The 19,627-nt window shown below is 71.1% G+C and carries 15 protein-coding genes; 8 read left to right on the top strand and 7 right to left on the bottom strand.

Features of this window, described 5'->3' with window-relative positions; translation table 11 throughout:
- Positions 1–43: 43 nt before the first annotated feature.
- The 3 genes from sufB to AMK10_RS13015 all read right to left on the bottom strand — a co-directional run bounded on the left by sufB (position 44) and on the right by AMK10_RS13015 (position 5,953).
- Positions 44–1,465, bottom strand: a complete 1,422-nt coding sequence (sufB, locus tag AMK10_RS13025; RefSeq protein WP_073747835.1) for a Fe-S cluster assembly protein SufB — start codon at positions 1,463–1,465, stop codon at positions 44–46.
- Positions 1,462–2,211, bottom strand: coding sequence for a helix-turn-helix transcriptional regulator (locus AMK10_RS13020; protein ID WP_073747834.1), 750 nt, complete (start codon positions 2,209–2,211; stop codon positions 1,462–1,464). Before AMK10_RS13020 ends, sufB begins: the two co-directional genes overlap by 4 nt.
- Before the next feature lie 220 nt (positions 2,212–2,431).
- Positions 2,432–5,953 carry a S8 family serine peptidase gene (locus AMK10_RS13015; RefSeq protein ID WP_241839524.1) on the bottom strand — a complete coding sequence of 1,174 codons (3,522 nt, stop codon included), beginning with the start codon at positions 5,951–5,953 and terminating at the stop codon, positions 2,432–2,434.
- A 367-nt stretch (positions 5,954–6,320) separates the two neighbouring features.
- On the opposite strand from AMK10_RS13015, the gene AMK10_RS13010 reads away from it, so the two are divergent.
- The 3 genes from AMK10_RS13010 (at position 6,321) to AMK10_RS13000 (ending at position 9,114) form a co-directional block, all read left to right on the top strand.
- The gene (locus tag AMK10_RS13010) at positions 6,321–7,247 is read left to right on the top strand and encodes an ABC transporter ATP-binding protein (protein ID WP_073747833.1); all 927 of its coding nucleotides are present in this window, start codon (positions 6,321–6,323) and stop codon (positions 7,245–7,247) included.
- Entirely contained in the window at positions 7,244–8,011 is a 768-nt protein-coding gene (locus AMK10_RS13005) for an ABC transporter permease (RefSeq protein WP_073747832.1), read from the top strand. Before AMK10_RS13010 ends, AMK10_RS13005 begins: the two co-directional genes overlap by 4 nt.
- Positions 8,012–8,133: 122 nt before the next feature.
- Positions 8,134–9,114 carry a COX15/CtaA family protein gene (locus tag AMK10_RS13000; RefSeq protein WP_073747831.1) on the top strand — a complete coding sequence of 327 codons (981 nt, stop codon included), beginning with the start codon at positions 8,134–8,136 and terminating at the stop codon, positions 9,112–9,114.
- 81 nt (positions 9,115–9,195) lie between these two features.
- On the opposite strand, the gene AMK10_RS12995 is transcribed toward AMK10_RS13000, so the two are convergent.
- Positions 9,196–9,564 carry a hypothetical protein gene (locus AMK10_RS12995; protein ID WP_073747830.1) on the bottom strand — a complete coding sequence of 123 codons (369 nt, stop codon included), beginning with the start codon at positions 9,562–9,564 and terminating at the stop codon, positions 9,196–9,198.
- A 98-nt stretch (positions 9,565–9,662) separates the two neighbouring features.
- Positions 9,663–10,616, bottom strand: coding sequence for a heme o synthase (locus AMK10_RS12990; RefSeq protein WP_073747829.1), 954 nt, complete (start codon positions 10,614–10,616; stop codon positions 9,663–9,665).
- A gap of 286 nt (positions 10,617–10,902) precedes the next feature.
- Here AMK10_RS12990 and tkt point away from each other — a divergent pair, with 286 nt between their 5' ends.
- The 5 genes from tkt to pgl are packed head-to-tail and all read left to right on the top strand — an operon-like array spanning position 10,903 to position 17,488.
- The gene (tkt, locus tag AMK10_RS12985; RefSeq protein ID WP_073747828.1) at positions 10,903–12,990 is read left to right on the top strand and encodes a transketolase; all 2,088 of its coding nucleotides are present in this window, start codon (positions 10,903–10,905) and stop codon (positions 12,988–12,990) included.
- Between the two features lie 34 nt (positions 12,991–13,024).
- Complete coding sequence (gene tal, locus AMK10_RS12980; RefSeq protein WP_073747827.1) at positions 13,025–14,143, top strand: transaldolase; 1,119 nt, start codon at positions 13,025–13,027, stop codon at positions 14,141–14,143.
- Between the two features lie 5 nt (positions 14,144–14,148).
- Entirely contained in the window at positions 14,149–15,681 is a 1,533-nt protein-coding gene (gene zwf, locus AMK10_RS12975; protein WP_073747826.1) for a glucose-6-phosphate dehydrogenase, read from the top strand.
- Positions 15,678–16,709 (top strand): glucose-6-phosphate dehydrogenase assembly protein OpcA, encoded by a 1,032-nt coding sequence (gene opcA / locus AMK10_RS12970; protein ID WP_073747825.1) that lies wholly within the window; start codon positions 15,678–15,680, stop codon positions 16,707–16,709. The genes zwf and opcA overlap by 4 nt, the downstream gene beginning before the upstream one ends.
- Positions 16,706–17,488, top strand: a complete 783-nt coding sequence (gene pgl, locus AMK10_RS12965) for a 6-phosphogluconolactonase (protein ID WP_073747824.1) — start codon at positions 16,706–16,708, stop codon at positions 17,486–17,488. Before opcA ends, pgl begins: the two co-directional genes overlap by 4 nt.
- A gap of 130 nt (positions 17,489–17,618) precedes the next feature.
- On the opposite strand, the gene AMK10_RS12960 is transcribed toward pgl, so the two are convergent.
- Entirely contained in the window at positions 17,619–19,127 is a 1,509-nt protein-coding gene (locus AMK10_RS12960) for a PH domain-containing protein (protein WP_073747823.1), read from the bottom strand.
- Positions 19,124–19,627 carry a PH domain-containing protein gene (locus AMK10_RS12955; RefSeq protein ID WP_073747822.1) on the bottom strand — a complete coding sequence of 168 codons (504 nt, stop codon included), beginning with the start codon at positions 19,625–19,627 and terminating at the stop codon, positions 19,124–19,126. The genes AMK10_RS12960 and AMK10_RS12955 overlap by 4 nt, the downstream gene beginning before the upstream one ends.

Below are 19,627 nucleotides of genomic sequence, written 5' to 3'. Positions count from 1 at the left end.
GCTTTCTCAGTCAAATGTCAGGGGGACTCGGTCGGCGGGACTGCTAGCCGACCGAACCCTCCATCTGCAGCTCGATCAGCCGGTTGAGCTCCAGGGCGTACTCCATGGGCAGCTCCTTGGCGATCGGCTCGACGAAGCCGCGCACGATCATCGCCATGGCCTCGAACTCGGTGAGTCCACGGCTCATGAGGTAGAAGAGCTGGTCCTCGGAGACCTTGGAGACGGTCGCCTCGTGGCCCATCGACACGTCGTCCTCGCGGACGTCGACGTACGGGTAGGTGTCGGAGCGCGAGATCGTGTCCACGAGCAGCGCGTCGCACAGCACGTTGGACTTGGCGCCCGGCGCGCCCTCACCGATCTCGATCAGACCGCGGTAGGAGGTGCGGCCACCGCCTCGTGCCACCGACTTGGAGACGATGTTGGAGGAGGTGTTCGGCGCCATGTGGACCATCTTGGCGCCGGCGTCCTGGTGCTGGCCCTCGCCCGCGAAGGCGATGGACAGGGTCTCGCCCTTGGCGTGCTCGCCCATCAGGTAGACGGCCGGGTACTTCATGGTGACCTTGGAGCCGATGTTGCCGTCGACCCACTCCATGGTCGCGCCCTCGTACGCCACGGCGCGCTTGGTGACCAGGTTGTAGACGTTGTTCGACCAGTTCTGGATGGTCGTGTAGCGGCAGCGGCCGCCCTTCTTCACGATGATCTCGACGACCGCGGAGTGCAGCGAGTCCGAGGAGTAGATCGGGGCGGTGCAGCCCTCGACGTAGTGGACGTAGGCGTCCTCGTCGACGATGATCAGCGTCCGCTCGAACTGGCCCATGTTCTCCGTGTTGATACGGAAGTAGGCCTGGAGCGGGATGTCGACGTGGACACCCTTCGGCACGTAGATGAACGAGCCGCCGGACCACACGGCCGAGTTCAGCGACGCGAACTTGTTGTCGCCGACCGGGATGACGGTGCCGAAGTACTCCTTGAAGAGCTCCGGGTGCTCCTTCAGCGCGGTGTCGGTGTCCAGGAAGATGACGCCCTGCTCCTCCAGGTCCTCACGGATCTGGTGGTAGACGACCTCGGACTCGTACTGCGCGGCGACACCGGCGACCAGGCGCTGCTTCTCCGCCTCCGGGATGCCGAGCTTGTCGTACGTGTTCTTGATGTCCTCGGGCAGGTCCTCCCAGGACTCCGCCTGCTTCTCCGTGGACCGCACGAAGTACTTGATGTTGTCGAAGTCGATGCCCGACAGGTCGGAGCCCCAGTTCGGCATGGGCTTCTTGTCGAACAGCTTCAGGCCCTTGAGCCGGAGCTTCAGCATCCACTCCGGTTCGTTCTTCTTCTCCGAGATGTCGCGGACGACAGCTTCGGACAGGCCGCGCTTCGCCGCCGCGCCTGCCGCGTCGGAGTCGGCCCAGCCGAATTCGTACGTACCCAGACCCTCGAGCTCAGGGTGGGCAGTCTCCGTAGGGAGCGTCATGCGGGGTTCCTCCCGGCCGTACTTGCAGATACTGAATGGGTGTTCTGTGAAGCCTGTGGTGCTGTGGGGCTGCTGCGCGGAACGAATGTCGTGCACACGCCGTCGCCGTGGGCGAGGGTGGCGAGACGTTGCACATGGGTCCCGAGCAGGCTGGAGAAGAATTCCGTCTCCGCCTCGCACAGCTGCGGGAACTGCTCGGCGACGTGTGCCACCGGGCAGTGGTGCTGACACAGCTGCTCGCCCTGCTGGGGGCCCGGCGCGCTGCGCGCCGTAGCAGCGTACCCGTCGGCGGACAAGGCCCTGGCCAGCGCCTCGGTGCGGGCCTCGGGGGCCGCGGCCTCGACCACGGCCCGGTAGGCCTCGGCCTGGGCGGCCATCCTGGCGCGGGCGAAGGCGACGAGCGCCTCGTCCCCCGCCGTCTCGGCGATCCAGCGCAGCGCGTCGGCGGCGAGCTTGTCGTAGGACTGGTCGAACGCGTCCCGGCCGCAGTCGGTGAGGGCGAACACCTTGGCCGGGCGGCCGCGGGTCCGCGCCCCGTAGACCCGCTGCTCGCGGGCCTCGACCACGTCGTCGGAGACGAGGGCGTCCAGATGCCTGCGGACGGCGGCCTGGGTGAGGCCGACCCGCTTCGCCAGATCGGCGGCGGTGGACGGGCCGTGGTCCAGGATGGAGCGCGCGACCCTGTTGCGCGTGGAGCGCTCACCGGTCGCGAGTTCCTCCTGAGGAGCCTCGCCAACGTATTTCACAACGCCATTGTTGCGTAATTCCTTCGGGCGTGACAACCCGCCTCCGGGGCCGGGCACGGTGCGGTGCATCACTTAGGTGAACCTAAGTTGACCTGCGGAAATGTCGATCAACGACCGTCTCCCGCAGGTGGGGCCCTGATCGCCGGAGCCCGCCCGCGACGGGGCGGGCCCCCCGGCGGACGATCCGCCGGGGGGCCCGCCGTGCGCCGCGCCGGGCGTGTCAGCCCGCCGCGAGGTCGGGCCGCTCGGTGACCCTGATCGAGTTCACGAGCGTCTTTCCCTCGTTGGCCACGAACCGGAGGTTCAGCTGGCCGTCGGTGACCGTGACGGTCACCGTCCTGTCGTGCGCGGTGTAGCTGCCCGCCTCCAGGGCCAGGTCGAGGTTGGGCACCACCTGGACCCCCTCGGCCATCACGTCGAAGACCCGGTCGGTCGGATCGGCGGACTTGAGCTCGGCGAAGCCCAGCTCGATCCGGTAGGTGCCGGAGGGCAGCCCGTCGAACCGGTACTCGTACATGCCCTGGCGGGCCGTCGCGTAGCGCCCCTGGTCGGCGGTGCCCGCGATGACCTTGGACGTGCTGACCCTGCTCGCGCTGCCGAGGTAGCCGTAGGCACCCGCCGTGTAGGCCGGGTCGGACGTCCAGGTGTCGCCGAGTGCGTCGACGGAACTCTTCGTGCCGCCGGTGTCCAGCGCCGTCCGGTACGCCGGCACGACCACGCTCACCGGGATCTCCACCACCGGCGCGCGTCCGCTCTCGCTGGTGAGCAGCAGGGTCGCCGTGAGCACCGTGCCGGGTGTGGCGCCCGTGGTGTCGAAGGCCAACGGGACCGAAGCCCCGTCGCCCCCGTCGAGCGTGCCCTCGGCGGAGGACAGCTCCAGCCAGGCGGCGTCCGTCTTCTCGGTGACCGTGTACGGAGAGGCCGTGCCGGTGTTGGTGAGGTCCAGGGTCCGTTCGCGGGACTGCCCGGCCGGGGCGATCACCTCGACGCGGTCCTGGACGGGCGCGACCAGCGGGGTGCTGAGCGCCGTCTCGGTGTAGGCCACGGCGTCCGTCCTCGCGTCGACCTTGGCCGTGGCCGTGGCGTAGCGGCCCGCGGAGACCTCCAGCGGGTGCTCCCCCGCCGCCGGCTGGAAGGCGTACGTGCCGTTGTCCGCCGTGGTCGCGGTCTCGGAACCGACCGTGACGGTGGCGCCGGCCAGCGGCTTCCCGTCGTTGCGGTCGACCACCCTGCCCGACACGACACCCCTGGACCGGGTGCCGAAGGACAGGACGGTTCCGTCGGTGATCTGCGCGCGGTTGTACGAGTACAGCAGCGCGTCGGTGCCCGTGGCGTTCTCCAGGCCCACGGTCGCGGACACCCCGCTGCCGGGCACCGTCCTGTAGTGGTACGAGACGGAGCCGTCCTCACCGATCACGGCGGAGAAGGTGGCGCGCTCCCCCTCCGCGACGACCAGCGCGTCCCGCCATTCGACGACGGCCCTGCGGTTCGGCGCGGTGCCGGTGACCGCGTGGTAGACACCCGCGGAGGCGTCGACGGTCATGTTGTCCCACAGCGGGTAGAGCGCTCCGTTGGGTGTGCCCGTGGTGGGCAGCGTGGCGTTGGCGCTGCTGGTGGAGGCGGTACCGAAGGCCAGGACGCCCTCCAGCGTGGCGGACGCCTTGGTGTAGCTCTTCCCGTACAGCGGGAAGGCGAACGGCAGGTCGAAGGAGGCCGTGCCGGATGTGGTGGACGTGTAGGTCAGCTTCTCCGTGCCGGCCGGGAAGTCGGCCGGGGCCTCGACGGCGCAGGAGTAGCCGAAGGTGTCGGTGCGATCGGCGAGCGTGATGTCCTGGGTGAGGTCGGCGGTGATCTCGACCGTCACCGAGCGCGCGGACGCGCAGGCGCCCGCCGGGGTCACGGACAGGTCGTACGTCCCCTGCGGAAGGGTCAGGCTGTAGGACCCGCCGTCCCCCGTCGTCGTGGTGACGGGGGTGCCCCGGGCCACGACGGTGGCGCCCGCCTCGCCCCCCGCCGAGCTGGTGACCTTGCCGGACAGGGTCGCGCTCGGGGCCGCGTCCAGCGGGAAGTCCCGGACGGCGGAGCCGCCCTCGACGACGGTGACCGCGCCCTTGGCGGTGACGTAGCCGAATTTGGCGACGGAGACGGTGTAGTCCCCGGTCATCACCTTGGGCAGGGCGTAGGTGCCGTCCGCTCCGGTGGACGCGGTGGCGCGCATCGGTCCGTCGAAGGTGACGACGGCGTCGGGCACCGCGGCGCCCTGCGAGGTGACCGTGCCGCTGACGGAGCCGAGCGGTCCGCGCGGGGTGGCGGAGACGGCCGCGAAGGCGTCGAGCCGGCCCTCGCCGAAGACGTTGTTGCGGGCGGGGGTGCCTCCGCACTGGTCGGCGGCGGTGTCGATGGCGGTGGAGTCGAGCAGCGCCTCGGTGGCGGCGACGTCACCGGCGACGGCGGGCGCGGCGGACCACATCAGGGCGACGGTCGCCGCGGTGTGCGGCGAGGCCATCGACGTACCGGAGATCGTGTTGTAGCCACCGCCCGCCCAGGCGGAGCGCACGTTGACGCCCGGCGCGGCGAGGTCGGGCTTGATCTCGGCGTTCTCCCCAGTCCCTCTGGCGGAGAAGGAGGCGATGGCGTTGTCGCTGTCGAACGCGCCGGAGGAGTAGGAGTTCGTGTACGAGCCGGGGCTGCCCGAGGTGCTGCAGCTGGGGCCGTTGTTGCCGTTGGAGAAGGCCGGGAAGATGCCGGCGTCCCGCCACGACTGGACGGTCTCCCGGTACCAGGCGTCGTAGACGTTGGCGCCCCAGGAGTTGTTCACCACGTCGGGTGCCAGGTCGGGGCGCGGGTTCGCTCCGGCGGAGTCGGTGGGGGCGACGACCCACTGGCCCGAGGCGAGCAGGGTGTCCCGCGCGCAGGAGCTGGTCGCGCAGCCCTTGGCGGCGATCCACTTCACTCCGGGGGCCACGCCGATGCCGTCGGCTCCGGCCATGGTGCCCATGGTGTGGGTCCCGTGGCCGTTGTTGTCGCAGGGGGTGCCTCCGGCGCAGATGGAGGCGGGGTCGAACCAGTTGTAGTCGTGGGTGTACGTCCCGTCCGCGTTGGTTCCGCGGTAGGCGGCCCTGAGCGCCGGGTGGTCGTACTGCACGCCGGAGTCGATGTTGGCGACGACGACGCCCTCGCCCCTGACCCCCAGGTCGCTCCAGACCTCGGGCGCGTTGATCCGGTCGATGTTCCACTCGACGGCGTCGGTGCCCGGCTCGTCCTCGCCGGGCAGGGGATCGGGGAGCTCGATCGGCTCGTCGGCCTCGATCGACTCGACCTCGGAGCGGGCGGCGATCGCCTCGGCGAGGTCCTGGGTGACTCCGGTGGCCTTGATCGTGTTGCTGATCCAGAACGTCTCGTAGGAGACGTCGGCCCTGGCGAGGAGCTCACGGAGGCCCTTCTGCGACTTCTCGGCGTACGCGGTCTTGGCCGCGTACAGCTTCCGTGCCTTGTCGTCCTTCCCCGGCGCCTCGCGTGCCGCGGTGGTGTCGGCCTGGGAACCGAGGTTGATCCAGACCGTCGCCTCGCCCTTCTCCTCCAGCGCGTCGACGACGGCGGGCCGCGTCTTCTGCTGGAAGAGGGTGGGGCCGCCGGGGTCGGGCTGCGCGGAGGCGGGGGTCGCTGACAGGGCCAGCGGGAGGGCGGTCAGCGCCGCCATGAGCAGGGCCAGGGGTCTGACCCGGGTGAGACGTCCAGCCACGAGCTGTTCTCCTTCTCTCGGTTGGAGCGGAGGAAGCGCGGGTGCGTGACACGGTGCGCGCCGCGTGGTGTGGCGGCGGACCGGGCCGCGAGAGATGGTGGAGCGCCGATCGGTGCGGCGGAAGAGGGCCCCGGGGCTGGAGGGGCACGGGTGGCCGGATATATGCATGGGGCACACGCCCTGTCGGACGACGGTTCGCGCACGTGGCGTGAACTCGACAAAGCGCCGTGATGCCGGGGAAACCCTGCCGTCACCCTCGTCACGTAAGAGGAATGGCCGGAACCGGCCCGCCCCCACCCGGGGCCGGCCGCCGGGGAGGGTGCCCTCCTGCGGGACGCCCGCGCTCCCCCGCCTAGAATTGCCCGCCATGAGCAGCGAGCCCGTCGTACAGGCCAGGGGCCTTGTCAAGCGGTACGGCAACAAGACGGCGGTGAACGGCCTCGATCTGAAGGTCGCGGCAGGCGCCGTGACCGCGGTCCTCGGCCCCAACGGTGCGGGCAAGACCACCACGATCGAGACCTGCGAGGGCTACCGCCGCCCGGACGCCGGGACCGTACGCGTCCTCGGCCTCGACCCCGTCGCCGACGCCGCCGAGCTCCGCCCCCGTATCGGCGTGATGCTCCAGTCCGGCGGCGTCTACTCCGGCGCCCGCGCCGACGAGATGCTCCGCCACATGGCCAGGCTGCACGCCCATCCGCTGGACGTCGGAGGGCTCGTCGAACGCCTCGGCCTCGGCAGCTGCGGCCGTACCACCTACCGCCGGCTCTCCGGCGGCCAGCAGCAGCGCCTCGCCCTGGCCATGGCAGTCGTCGGCCGGCCCGAGCTCGTCTTCCTGGACGAGCCGACGGCGGGACTCGACCCGCAGGCCCGCCGCTCCACCTGGGACCTGATCAGGGAGCTGCGCGGCGACGGCGTGTCCGTCGTGCTCACCACCCACTTCATGGACGAGGCCGAGGAGCTCGCCGACGACGTCGCCGTCATCGACGCGGGCCGGGTCATCGCCCAGGGGAGCCCGGAGCAGCTCTGCCGCGGTGGCGCCGAGAACACCCTGCGCTTCACCGGACGCCCCGGGCTGGACCTGGGCTCGCTGCTGAAGGCGCTGCCCGACGGCAGCGAGGCGGCCGAACTCACCAGCGGGGCGTACCGGATCACCGGGCAGATCGACCCGGAACTGCTGGCGACCGTCACCTCCTGGTGCGCCCAGCACGGCGTGATGCCCGACGGCATCGCGGTGGAGCGGCACACCCTCGAGGACGTCTTCCTCGAACTGACCGGCAAGGAGCTGCGCGCATGAGCGCCGGTACGTACACCCCCCGGCCGGGCGCCGCCCCGCTGCCCCGCATGATCGCCGCGCAGGCCGCGCTGGAGACGCGGATGCTCCTGCGCAACGGCGAGCAGCTGCTGCTGACGGTGGTCATCCCGACGCTGCTGCTCGTGCTGTTCAGCGCGGTCGACATCGTCGACACGGGCGCGGGCGAGCCGGTCGACTTCCTGGCTCCCGGGATCCTCGCGCTCGCGGTGATGTCCACCGCCTTCACCGGCCAGGCCATCGCGACGGGCTTCGAACGGCGTTACGGGGTCCTGAAGCGGCTGGGTGCGTCGCCGCTGCCGCGCTGGGGCCTGATGGCGGCGAAGACCCTCTCGGTGCTGGTCACCGAGGTGCTCCAGATCGTCCTGCTGACGGTGATCGCCTTCGCGCTGGGCTGGTCGCCCGAGGGCAATCCGTTCGCCGTGCTGCTGCTCCTGGTGCTGGGCACCGTGGCCTTCTCCGGGCTCGGGCTGCTGATGGCGGGGACGCTGAAGGCCGAGGCGACCCTAGCGGCGGCCAATCTGGTCTTCCTGCTGCTGCTGGTCGGCGGCGGGGTGATCGTGCCGCTGGACAAGTTCCCGGACGCGGCGCAGTCGGTCCTCGGCCTGCTCCCGATCTCGGCGCTCTCCGACGGCCTCAGGGACGTCCTCCAGCACGGCTCCGCGATGCCCTGGGGCGACGCGGCGATCCTCGCGGTCTGGGCGGTGCTGGGGCTCGGAGCGGCCGCGCGCTTCTTCCGCTGGGAGTGAGCGTCCCCGTGAGCGGCGCAGCGGGCGCGGGAGCGGCCGGGAGACGGCGGAACACCGCCGATGTCCCGGCTCATCCGTAATCGCACACCCCTCGTGAAAACTTGCACAAGCCGTTGCCTACGATGGTGCGCGTGGAAACCCCCCTCTCCTACATCGCCAAGCGCTGGACACCGTCGATGAGGACGGCCAAGCGTGCCGCGCTCTCCGCGGTCGTGATGAGCGTTTTCATCATCGTCACCGGCGGTGCGGTCCGGCTGACCGGTTCGGGCCTGGGCTGCGACACCTGGCCCAAGTGCACCGACGACAGCCTCTTCGCCACGCCGGAACAGGGCCTGCACGGGGCCATCGAGTTCGGCAACCGGATGCTCACGTACGTCCTGTCGGCCGCGGTCGGCTGGGCTATCATCGCGTCGCGCTCGCTGAAGCCCCGCAGGCGCGGCCTGACCCGGATCGCCTGGGCGCAGTTCTGGATCGTGATGGGGAACGCCGTCATCGGCGGGATCACGGTCTGGGCCGGCCTGAACCCCTGGTCGGTGGCCGGGCACTTCCTGCTCGCCAACGGTCTGCTGACCGTGGCCGTCCTCACCTGGGTGCGGATCGGCGAGGGCGACGGCACGCCGCGCCCGCGCGCCCCTCTCCCGGTGCGCAGGCTGGCCTGGGCGATCGTGGGCACCACGGTCGTCCTGATCGCCCTCGGCACCACCGTGACCGGCTCCGGCAAGCACGCGGGCGACAGCAGCGACGTACCGCGCATGCCGTGGGACTGGAGCGCCGCCGCCCATGTCCACGCGATCGCCGCCTGGGTCGTCTGCGCCCTGGCCGTCGCGATGTGGTTCGCCCTGCGCGTCGTGGACGCCCCGCTCGACACCCGGGCCCGCGCCAGGGACCTGCTGATCGTGCTCCTGGCTCAGGGCGGCATCGGATACGTCCAGTACTTCAACGACGTACCGGAGATCCTGGTCGGCCTCCACATGCTCGGCTCGTCCCTGATGTGGATCGCAGTGCTCCGCCTCCTGCTGTCCCTGCGCGAGCGTCCGGCCGGCGAGGTCGCCGTCCCCGCCCCGGCGACGGACCGGCGGTCGGCGCCCTCGCCCGTGGCCTGACCCGTACGCACGAGAACGGCCTCCGCCATCATCACCCGGAAGGGTGTGACGGCGGAGGCCGTTCTCGTGCGGGAGCGGTGCTCAGCCCTTGTCGTTGGACGGGCCGCCGACCTGGATGCCCGCCATCCGGGACCACTCGTACGGGCCGGTGCGGACCTTGGAGGCGAACTCGCCGTCGAAGTCCTCGTGCATCGTGATGCCCGCCTTGCGCGCGGCGCTCTCGGCGACGGCGTAGGAGGGGGCCACCAGGTCGCCCCAGCCGCCGTCCTCGCCGACCAGCACGATGCGGGTGCCCGTCCGGCCGATGTAGGCGAGCTGCCCCTCGGCACCGCCGTGCGCCTGGGCGAAGGCGCCGATCTGCTTGGCGAGCTTCGCCGCCCTGCGCTCCGCGCGGGCCGCGTGCCTGCTGTCGTCCGTCTGCTGGGTCTGAGCCTCTGCCGTCTCTGCCATGAACAGGATGCTACCGACGGGTAGAGCAACCGGCGACGGGCGGGGGCGTGGCATGGGCCACGTCCCCGCCCGTCGGCGGATCTCCGGTGCGTGCGGGACTACCTCAGGAAGGGGTCCACCGCGACGGCGACGAAGAGGAGCGAGACATAGGTGATGGACCAGTGGAACAGCCGCATCTCCTTGAGCTTGGCGCCGGTGACGCCGGCCTTCGCCCTGTTCTGCAGGCCGTGCGCCTCCCAGAGCCAGAAGCCGCCGGTCAGCAGGGCCACGGCCGTGTAGAACCAGCCGGTGTAGCCCAGCGGGGTCAGGAGCAGCGAGACGCCGACCATCACCCAGCTGTAGACGACGATCTGGCGGGCCACCACCCGGTTGGAGGCGACGACCGGGAGCATCGGGACGCCGACCCGGGCGTAGTCGTCCTTGACCTTCATCGACAGCGGCCAGTAGTGCGGCGGCGTCCAGAAGAAGATCACGGCGAAAAGAATGACCGCGGCCCAGCTCATCGAATTGGTCACGGCGGACCAGCCGATGAGCACGGGCATGCAGCCGGCGATTCCGCCCCAGACGATGTTCTGCGAGGTGCGGCGCTTCAGAAGCATCGTGTAGACCACGACGTAGAACAGAAGTGCGCCGAGTGAGAGCGCGGCGGAGAGCCAGTTGACGAGCAGTCCGAAGAACACCGTGGAAATCACCGCGAGGGCGATTCCGAAGGCGAGGCACTCTCTGGGGCTCACCATGCCGGTGACCAGCGGGCGCTGCGACGTACGGTCCATCAGCGCGTCGATGTCGCGGTCGATATACATGTTGAGCGCATTGGCACCGCCCGCGGAGAGATATCCGCCGATGGTGGTAGTGACCACGAGCCAAAGATCGGGCACGCCCTGAGCCGCCAGGAACATCACCGGAACGGTGGTGATGAGCAGCAGCTCGATGATGCGCGGCTTGGTAAGAGCCACGAATGCCTTGATGCGGGCCCCGAACGGGCGATGGCCCACTGGGCTCGGAGTCAAGGCGACCCCTGCGGGTCGGGACTCGACGGCCGTCACGCACACCCCTGACAGAGAAATCCCAGCAAGCTCCGGGCCTGAAGGCCCGGTAAAGACTTGCGCGAACCAGACCACTGTAGACGTTGGGCATACGCCGCCCTTCGCGGGGGTGGGGTCGTGTTGGGGTGGCGCAGAAGTGAACGGGAGCGCTCATACGGGAGGCGAACTCCGCAGGTCGCCCGCACTGTGGAAAGGGCAGAAGTAGGGCCTTCCGTCGGGGGTAGGCTCGACAATGCCCGGTGCGGTAACCAGTCACCGGTTTACGAACAGTGGAGAGGAGCCCTGACTCAGGGTGAGCACCAAGCCGACCACCACAGACCTCCAGTGGACCGAATTGGACCAGCGGGCCGTGGACACCGTCCGCGTCCTCGCCGCGGACGCCGTACAGAAGGTCGGAAACGGCCACCCGGGTACGGCGATGAGCCTGGCTCCTGCCGCGTACACCATCTTCCAGAAGGTGATGCGCCACGACCCGGCGGACGCGGACTGGACCGGCCGCGACCGGTTCGTACTCTCGGCGGGCCACTCCAGCCTGACGCTGTACATCCAGCTCTACCTCGCCGGATACGGCCTGGAGCTGGACGACCTCAAGGCGTTCCGCACCTGGGGCTCCAAGACCCCGGGCCACCCGGAGTACGGCCACACCACGGGCGTCGAGACGACGACCGGCCCGCTGGGCCAGGGTGTCGCCAACGCCGTGGGCATGGCGATGGCGTCCCGCTACGAGCGCGGTCTCTTCGACCCGCAGGCGGCCCCCGGCACCTCGCCCTTCGACCACACCATCTGGGTCATCGCCGGTGACGGCTGCCTCCAGGAGGGCATCTCCGCGGAGGCGTCCTCGCTGGCCGGCCACCAGAAGCTCGGCAACCTGGTGCTGCTGTGGGACGACAACCACATCTCGATCGAGGGCGACACGGAGACCGCGGTCTCCGAGGACACCCTGAAGCGTTACGAGTCCTACGGCTGGCACGTCCAGCGCGTGGACCAGCTGCCCAGCGGCGACCTGGACCCCGAGGGTCTCTACCGCGCGCTGCAGGCCGCCAAGGCCGAGACGGAGCGCCCGTCGTTCATCGCGGCCCGCTCGATCATCGCCTGGCCCGCCCCGAACGCCCAGAACACCGAGGCCGCGCACGGCTCGGCGCTCGGCGACGACGAGATCGCGGCCACCAAGCGGGTGCTCGGCTTCGACCCGGAGAAGACCTTCGAGGTCTCCGACGAGGTCATCGCGCACACCCGCGAGGCGCTGGACCGCGGCCGCGAGGCCAAGGCCGAGTGGGAGAAGTCCTTCGCCGCGTGGCGCACCGCCAACCCGGAGCGCGCCGCCGACTTCGACCGCATCGCCGCCGGCGAGCTCCCCGCGGGCTGGGAGGACCACCTCCCCGTCTTCGAGGCCGGTCACGGTGTCGCGACCCGCGCCGCCTCCGGCAAGGTGCTCCAGGCGCTCGGCGGCATCATCCCCGAGCTGTGGGGCGGCTCCGCCGACCTGGCGGGCTCGAACAACACCACGATCGACAAGACGTCGTCGTTCCTCCCGGCCGGGAACCCGCTGCCGGAGGCCGACCCGTACGGCCGGACGATCCACTTCGGCATCCGCGAGCACTCCATGGCCGCGGCCATGAACGGCATCGCCCTGCACGGCAACACCCGCATCTACGGCGGCACCTTCCTGGTGTTCTCCGACTACATGCGCAACGCCGTCCGGCTGTCGGCCCTGATGCACCTGCCGGTGACGTACGTCTGGACGCACGACTCGATCGGCCTCGGCGAGGACGGCCCGACGCACCAGCCGGTCGAGCACCTGGCCTCGCTGCGCGCCATCCCGGGCCTCAACGTCGTGCGCCCGGCCGACGCCAACGAGACGGCCATCGCCTGGCGCGAGATCCTCAAGCGCGGCAAGAAGGACTACGGCAGGAGCGCCCCGCACGGTCTGGCGCTGTCCCGCCAGGGCCTGCCCACCTACGCGGCCAACGAGGACGCGGCCAAGGGCGGTTACGTGCTCTTCGACGCCGAGGGCGGCGAGGCGCAGGCCGTTCTGATCGCCACCGGTTCCGAGGTCCAGCTGGCCGTCGAGGCCCGTGACGAGCTCCAGGCGGCCGGTGTGCCGACCCGTGTGGTCTCCATGCCGTGTGTCGAGTGGTTCGAGGAGCAGGACCAGGCGTACAAGGACAGCGTGCTGCCGCCGTCCGTGAAGGCCAGGGTCGCCGTCGAGGCGGGCATCGGCCTGACCTGGTACCGGTACGTGGGCGACGCGGGCCGGATCGTCTCGCTGGAGCACTTCGGTGCGTCCGCCGACGCCAAGGTCCTCTTCCGCGAGTTCGGCTTCACCGCCGCGCACGTGGCGGAAGCCGCCCGGGAATCTCTCGCCTCCGCCGCGCGCTGACGCGGATATACGACTAGTAGGAGATGCATTTCTCATGACAGACGCACTCAAGCGCCTCTCCGACGAGGGCGTGGCGATCTGGCTCGACGACCTGTCCCGCTCGCGGATCACCTCCGGCAACCTCGCCGAACTGATCGACCAGAGCCACGTGGTGGGTGTCACGACCAACCCGTCGATCTTCCAGAAGGCGATCTCCCAGGGCCACGGTTACGACCAGCAGCTCACGGACCTCGCCACCCGCAAGGTCACGGTCGACGAGGCCATCCGCATGATCACGACGGCGGACGTCCGTGACGCCGCCGACATCCTGCGTCCGGTCTTCGACGCGACCGACGGCCAGGACGGCCGGGTCTCCATCGAGGTCGACCCGCGCCTGGCGCACCACACCGAGGCCACGATCGCCGAGGCCAAGCAGCTGGCCTGGCTGGTGGACCGGCCGAACACGCTCATCAAGATCCCGGCGACCAAGGCCGGCCTCCCGGCGATCACCGAGGTCATCGGCAAGGGCATCAGCGTCAACGTCACGCTGATCTTCTCGCTGGAGCGCTACCGCGAGGTCATGGACGCCTACCTGGCGGGCCTGGAGAAGGCGAAGGCCGCGGGCCTGGACCTCTCCAAGATCCACTCGGTGGCCTCCTTCTTCGTGTCCCGCGTGGACACCGAGATCGACAAGCGCCTGGACGCGATCGGCAGCGACGAGGCCAAGGCCGCCAAGGGCAAGTCCGCCCTGGCCAACGCCCGTCTGGCGTACGAGGCGTACGAGGAGGTCTTCGCGGGTGACCGCTGGGCCGCCCTGGACAAGGCGCAGGCCAACAAGCAGCGTCCGCTGTGGGCCTCCACCGGCGTGAAGGACCCGTCCCTCAAGGACACCCTCTACGTCGACGAGCTCGTCGCGCCGAACACGGTCAACACCATGCCGGAGGCGACGCTGGACGCCGTGGCCGACCATGGTGAGATCACCGGCAACACCGTTGCCGGCCGTTACGACCAGGCTCGTGCCGACCTCGACGCGATCAAGCAGCTCGGGGTCAGCTACGACGACGTCGTCCAGCTGCTGGAGGACGAGGGCGTCGAGAAGTTCGAGGCCGCCTGGATCGACCTGCTCAACTCCACCGAGGCGGAGCTCAAGCGCCTCGCTCCTTCGGAGGGCTGACCACCTTGTCTGGTGTTCCCGGAGCCAACCCGCTCCGTGACGCTCAGGACCGACGGCTCCCGCGTATCGCGGGGCCGTCGGGCCTGGTGATCTTTGGCGTCACGGGCGATTTGTCCCGTAAAAAGCTGATGCCCGCCGTCTACGACCTGGCCAATCGCGGCCTGCTGCCGCCGGGCTTCTCGCTCATCGGTTTCGCGCGCCGCGACTGGGAGGACGAGGACTTCGCCCAGGTCGTGCACGACGCCGTCAAGGAGCATGCCCGCACCCCCTTCCGCGAGGAGGTCTGGCAGCAGCTCAGCCAGGGCATGCGTTTCGTCCAGGGCAACTTCGACGACGACGACGCCTTCGAGACCCTCAAGGCCACGATCGAGGAGCTCGACAAGGCACAGGGGACCGGCGGCAACTTCGCCTTCTACCTGTCGGTGCCGCCGAAGTTCTTCCCCAAGGTCGTCCAGCAGCTCAAGAAGCACGGGCTGGCCGACCAGAAGGAAGGCACCTGGCGCCGGGCCGTCATCGAGAAGCCGTTCGGCCACGACCTGGAGAGCGCGCAGGAGCTGAACCAGCTCGTGCACGACGTCTTCCCGCCGAACGAGGTCTTCCGTATCGACCACTACCTCGGCAAGGAAACCGTCCAGAACATCCTGGCGCTGCGGTTCGCCAACACGATGTGGGAGCCGATCTGGAACAGGTCGTACGTCGACCACGTCCAGATCACGATGGCCGAGGACATCGGCATCGGCGGCCGGGCCGGTTACTACGACGGCATCGGCGCGGCCCGTGACGTCATCCAGAACCACCTGCTCCAGCTGCTGGCGCTGACGGCGATGGAGGAGCCCGGCTCCTTCCACCCGAAGGCCCTGGTGGCCGAGAAGCTCAAGGTGCTGACGGCGGTGGAGCTGCCCGAGGACCTGGGCAAGCACACGGTGCGCGGGCAGTACGCCCACGCCTGGCAGGGCGGCGAGGAAGCGCTCGGCTATCTGGAGGAGGACGGTATCGACCCCAAGTCGAAGACCGACACCTTCGCCGCGATCAAGCTGACGATCAACAACCGCCGCTGGGCGGGCGTGCCGTTCTACCTCCGTACCGGCAAGCGCCTCGGCCGCCGTGTCACCGAGATCGCGGTCGTCTTCAAGCGCGCCCCGTACCTGCCCTTCGAGTCCGGCGCGACGGAGGAGCTCGGCGGCAACGCCCTGGTCATCCGGGTGCAGCCCGACGAGGGCGTCACGGTCCGGTTCGGCTCGAAGGTGCCCGGTACCTCCATGGAGGTACGGGACGTCACGATGGACTTCGCCTACGGCGAGTCCTTCACCGAGTCCAGCCCCGAGGCGTACGAGCGGCTCATCCTCGACGTCCTGCTCGGCGACGCCAACCTCTTCCCGCGCCACCAGGAGGTCGAGCTCTCCTGGAACATCCTCGACCCGATCGAGGAGTACTGGGACAAGCACGGCAAGCCCGCCCAGTACGCGGCAGGCACCTGGGGTCCCGCCGAGGCCGACGAGATGCTCGCACGCGACGGACGGAGCTGGCGCCGGCCATGAAGATCGATCTCACGGAAACCACGTCCAGCAAGATCAACCAGGCCCTGATCTCGGCGCGCCGCTCCATCGGCACGCCGGCGATCGGCATGGTGCTCACCCTCGTCATCGTCACCGACGAGGAGAACGCCTACGACGCGCTCCGCGCGGCGAGCGACTCGTCCCGCGAGCACCCGTCGCGGATCATCGCGGTGATCAAGCGGGTCAGCAAGTCGCCGCGCGCCAAGCGCGACGCACGGCTCGACGCCGAGATCCGGGTCGGTTCCGACGCGGGCTCGGGCGAGACGGTCGTGCTGCGTCTGCACGGCGAGCTGGCCAACCACGCCCAGTCGGTCGTCCTGCCGCTGCTGCTGCCGGACGCCCCGGTCGTGGTGTGGTGGCCCGAGGACGCCCCCGCGGACCCGGCCAAGGACCCGCTGGGCGCACTGGCGCAGCGCCGCATCACCGACACCTACTCCGCCGAGCACCCGCTCGACGAGCTGGCGGTGCGCGCGGCGACGTACCGGCCGGGCGACACCGACCTGGCCTGGACGCGCATCACGCCGTGGCGCTCGATGCTGGCGGCGGCGCTCGACCAGCAGCCCGCGCAGGTCGTCTCGGCGACGGTCGAGGGCGAGTCCGACAACCCGAGCTGTGAACTGCTGGCCATGTGGCTGGCGGACCGGCTCGGGGTGCCGGTGGAGCGCATCCTGTCCAACGGCCCCGGTCTGACGGCCGTCCGGATGGAGAGCAAGAGCGGCACGATCGTCCTCGACCGTCCCGACGGCTCGCTGGCCACGCTCTGCATGGCCGGTCAGCCCGACCGCGCGGTCGCGCTGAAGCGGCGGGAGACCGCCGAGCTCCTCGCGGAGGAGCTGCGCCGTCTGGACCCGGACAACATCTACGAGGCCACGGTGAAGTTCGGCGTGGAGCGCCTCGGCGGTCCGACGGAGCCCTCGTCCGTGGGTTCCGGGCAGAAGCGCCCGGAACCGGCGGGAGCCGCGGCACCCGCCGCGAAGAAGGCGGCGGCCAAGAAGGCGGCGTCGAAGTGAGTGCTCCGCAGCTCGTCGTGCACCGCGACAAGGAGCTGATGGCACAGGCCGCGGCGGCCCGGCTGATCACGAAGATCGTGGACGCCCAGGCCGCCCGCGGTTCCGCCTCGGTGGTGCTGACCGGCGGGCGCAACGGCAACGGCCTGCTGGCCGCGCTCGCCGAGTCGCCCGCGCGGGACGCGATCGACTGGTCGCGGCTCGACCTGTGGTGGGGCGACGAGCGGTTCCTGCCCGAGGGCGATCCGGAGCGCAATGTCACGCAGGCCCGCGAGGCCCTGCTGGACAAGGTGGAGCTGGACCCGTCCCGGGTCCACGCGATGCCGGCCTCGGACGGGCCGTACGGCGGGGACGCGGATGCCGCGGCGGCGGGGTACGCCGCCGAACTGGCGGCCGCCGCGGGCCCGGAGGACCACGGGCCCGTGCCGACGTTCGACGTGCTGATGCTGGGCGTGGGCCCGGACACGCATGTCGCGTCGCTCTTCCCGGAGCTGCCCGCGGTGCGGGAGACCGAGCGCACCGTCGTCGGTGTGCACGGCGCCCCCAAGCCGCCTCCCACCCGGGTCACGCTCACGCTGCCCGCCATCCGTGCGGCGCGCGAGGTGTGGCTGCTGGCCGCGGGTGAGGACAAGGCGGAGGCGGCGGAGATCTCCCTCTCCGGTGCCGGGGAGATCCAGGCACCGGCGGCCGGGGCCTACGGCCGCAGCCGCACGCTGTGGCTGCTGGACGCCGCTGCGGCGTCCGGGCTGCCGCGCGCGCTGTATCCGCCTGCTTCGGCGTAGCCCGTACGGCGAGAACGAAGGGCCCGGTGCCGCTCCTCCCAGGAGCGGCACCGGGCCCTTGCCGTACGGTTCGCGGGCTCGGGGGCGGGACACGGGCTCGCGCGCGGCGGGCGTACGCGCGCCCCTCCGCTCAGTCCCGCTCCAGGAACGGCTCCAGCAGCCCTGGGACCGCTTCGGCGGCGAAGGCGAGGCCCTCGGAGGCGTCGGTGTCGTGCGCCGTGTAGGCACCGCCTCCGGCGGCCGTGGTGGCGGTGACACTCAGCAGCCCCGCCCGCCGCTGGAAGAAGGACTGGCGCACCGTCCAGCCGATCACGCCCGCCCGCTGGAGGGCCGCGGTGGACCGCCGGAGGGTCCCGGAGCGGGTGACCAGGTAGCCGCCGCTGAGCGTGTGCCCCAGATTCCGGTACGCGTCGAGGCCGAGCAGCACCGCGAGGGGCACGGACACCACCGCGCAGCCGAGCGCGGTCCACAGGAGTACGGGGGTCAGCAGCACGCCCAGCACGGCCTGCACCAGGACGGGCGCGAGGGCCGTGACCAGGGCCCTGCGCAGCCGTCGGCCGCGGGCGGCGCGGGGGTGGGGCGTGAGCGGGGCGCCGGTCGGGCTCACGGGCTCACGCAGGACCTCGGCGGCGATCGTGCCGGCCAGGGCGCGGGGCACGGCGGGCAGCAGCGTCTCCTGGTCGGCGCTCCGCGACTCCTCGTCCTGGGACAGGCCGGTGGCGATGGCGTCCACCCGGGCCGCGCCCACGAGGCGTACGCCCAGCGGCTCCACCAGGTCCACCCCGCGCAGCCGCCGTTCCTCGACGGACAGGGATCGCGCGGTGAACAGCCCGCGCCGCACCCGCAGGGTGCCGCCCTGTTCGCGCTCCAGGCGGTAGTTCCACCACATCTCGACCCAGAGCCCGAGCGCGCCGACGACACCGGCCGCCAGGGCTGCCGCGGCGAGGATGACGACCGTCCAGAGCGGCGGGGTGTCCCGGAACCGGTCGGCGAACCAGTCGATGACCTCGCCCTGGGCGCCGACCCAGTCGCTGACCTGCATCACACCGCCGGCCGCCGCTCCCCCGAGCATGGGCGCGACGAAGGAGACGGGTGCGTAGCGGATCCAGCGGGGGTCGAGCGTGGCGAGCTCGCCCTCCCGGTGCGTCCCGGGGGCGTCCTGGGCACCGCGGTCCAGGAGTTCACGGCGCAGCCGCTCGCCCTCCTCGCGGGTGACGGGGTCGAGCTCCAGGGTGGAGTCCCCGCCCGTGTGCTCCCCGGTGCCGATGCGGACGGAGACGAGCCCCAGGAGCCGCAGCAGGAGGTGGGCGGTGAGATCGACGCTGCGGATGCGCTCCCGGGCCAGCGAGCGGCGCTTCACGAGGAGGAGCCCCGTGTGCAGGTCCACGCGCTCGGCGCCGACCCGGTAGCGGGTGCGCCGCCACCGTATGTAGTCCCCGGCGGCGGCGCAGCCGGTCAGGAGGACCGTCCCGGCCAGCACCAGGCCGATGGCCCGCGCGTAGCCGACGGGTCCCGCCAGCGCGACCGTGACCGGTACGGCGGCACCCACCGCGACCCCCGCCGTGACCACCGCGGTGACCAGGACCGTGCGCGGGTGGAGCCGCCGCCAGTCGGGGCCGCTGTCGGCGGCGGTGCTCACGTGGCGTCCCCGGGGGTGCCCTGCGTGATGCGGGTCAGCCGCTCGGCGAGCCCGGCGGCCGTGTCGTGGGTCAGCCCCTCGATCCGTACGGCGCCCTTGGCGGACGCGGTGGTGACGGTGACCGTGGCCAGCCCGAAGAGCTGCTCCAGCGGGCCCCGCACCGTGTCCACGGTCTGGATGCGGGACATCGGAGCGATCCGCCACTCCCGCAGGAAGACCCCGGTGCTGACGTAGACCGCCTCGTCGGTGACCTCCCAGCGGTGGGTGCGCAGCCACCAGAGGGGGAAGAGGACGGCGCACAGCAGGCCGACGGCCGCGACCGCGGCGGCCGAGGCCAGCAGCCAGAACCTGGCGGGCGCGATCAGCGCCCCGAGGAGCCCCAGCACCGCCACCGGCGCCGCCGTCAGCAGCAGCCACTGGGCCCGCCACCAGCCGGCCGCCCGGCTCGCGGGCGCGTTGCGCGGCGGCCTCAGCCGCACGGTCCCCTCCCCCTCGGTCAT

Origin of the sequence: Streptomyces sp. CB02058, from assembly GCF_001905505.1 — a bacterium.
Classification (GTDB): domain Bacteria; phylum Actinomycetota; class Actinomycetes; order Streptomycetales; family Streptomycetaceae; genus Streptomyces.
Note: the sequence above shows the minus strand (reverse complement) of the source record. Positions and strands in the feature narration are given on the sequence as shown.

Excerpts from the sequence above, each read along its gene's own strand:
- AMK10_RS13000 (WP_073747831.1), top strand. The coding sequence starts at position 8,134 with ATGGTGCGCGTGGAAACCCCCCTCTCCTACATCGCCAAGCGCTGGACA.
- AMK10_RS13005 (WP_073747832.1), top strand. The coding sequence starts at position 7,244 with ATGAGCGCCGGTACGTACACCCCCCGGCCGGGCGCCGCCCCGCTGCCC.
- AMK10_RS12995 (WP_073747830.1), bottom strand. The coding sequence starts at position 9,564 with ATGGCAGAGACGGCAGAGGCTCAGACCCAGCAGACGGACGACAGCAGG.
- opcA (WP_073747825.1), top strand. The coding sequence starts at position 15,678 with ATGAAGATCGATCTCACGGAAACCACGTCCAGCAAGATCAACCAGGCC.
- AMK10_RS13010 (WP_073747833.1), top strand. The coding sequence starts at position 6,321 with ATGAGCAGCGAGCCCGTCGTACAGGCCAGGGGCCTTGTCAAGCGGTAC.
- sufB (WP_073747835.1), bottom strand. The coding sequence starts at position 1,465 with ATGACGCTCCCTACGGAGACTGCCCACCCTGAGCTCGAGGGTCTGGGT.
- AMK10_RS12955 (WP_073747822.1), bottom strand. The coding sequence starts at position 19,627 with ATGACCGAGGGGGAGGGGACCGTGCGGCTGAGGCCGCCGCGCAACGCG.
- tal (WP_073747827.1), top strand. The coding sequence starts at position 13,025 with ATGACAGACGCACTCAAGCGCCTCTCCGACGAGGGCGTGGCGATCTGG.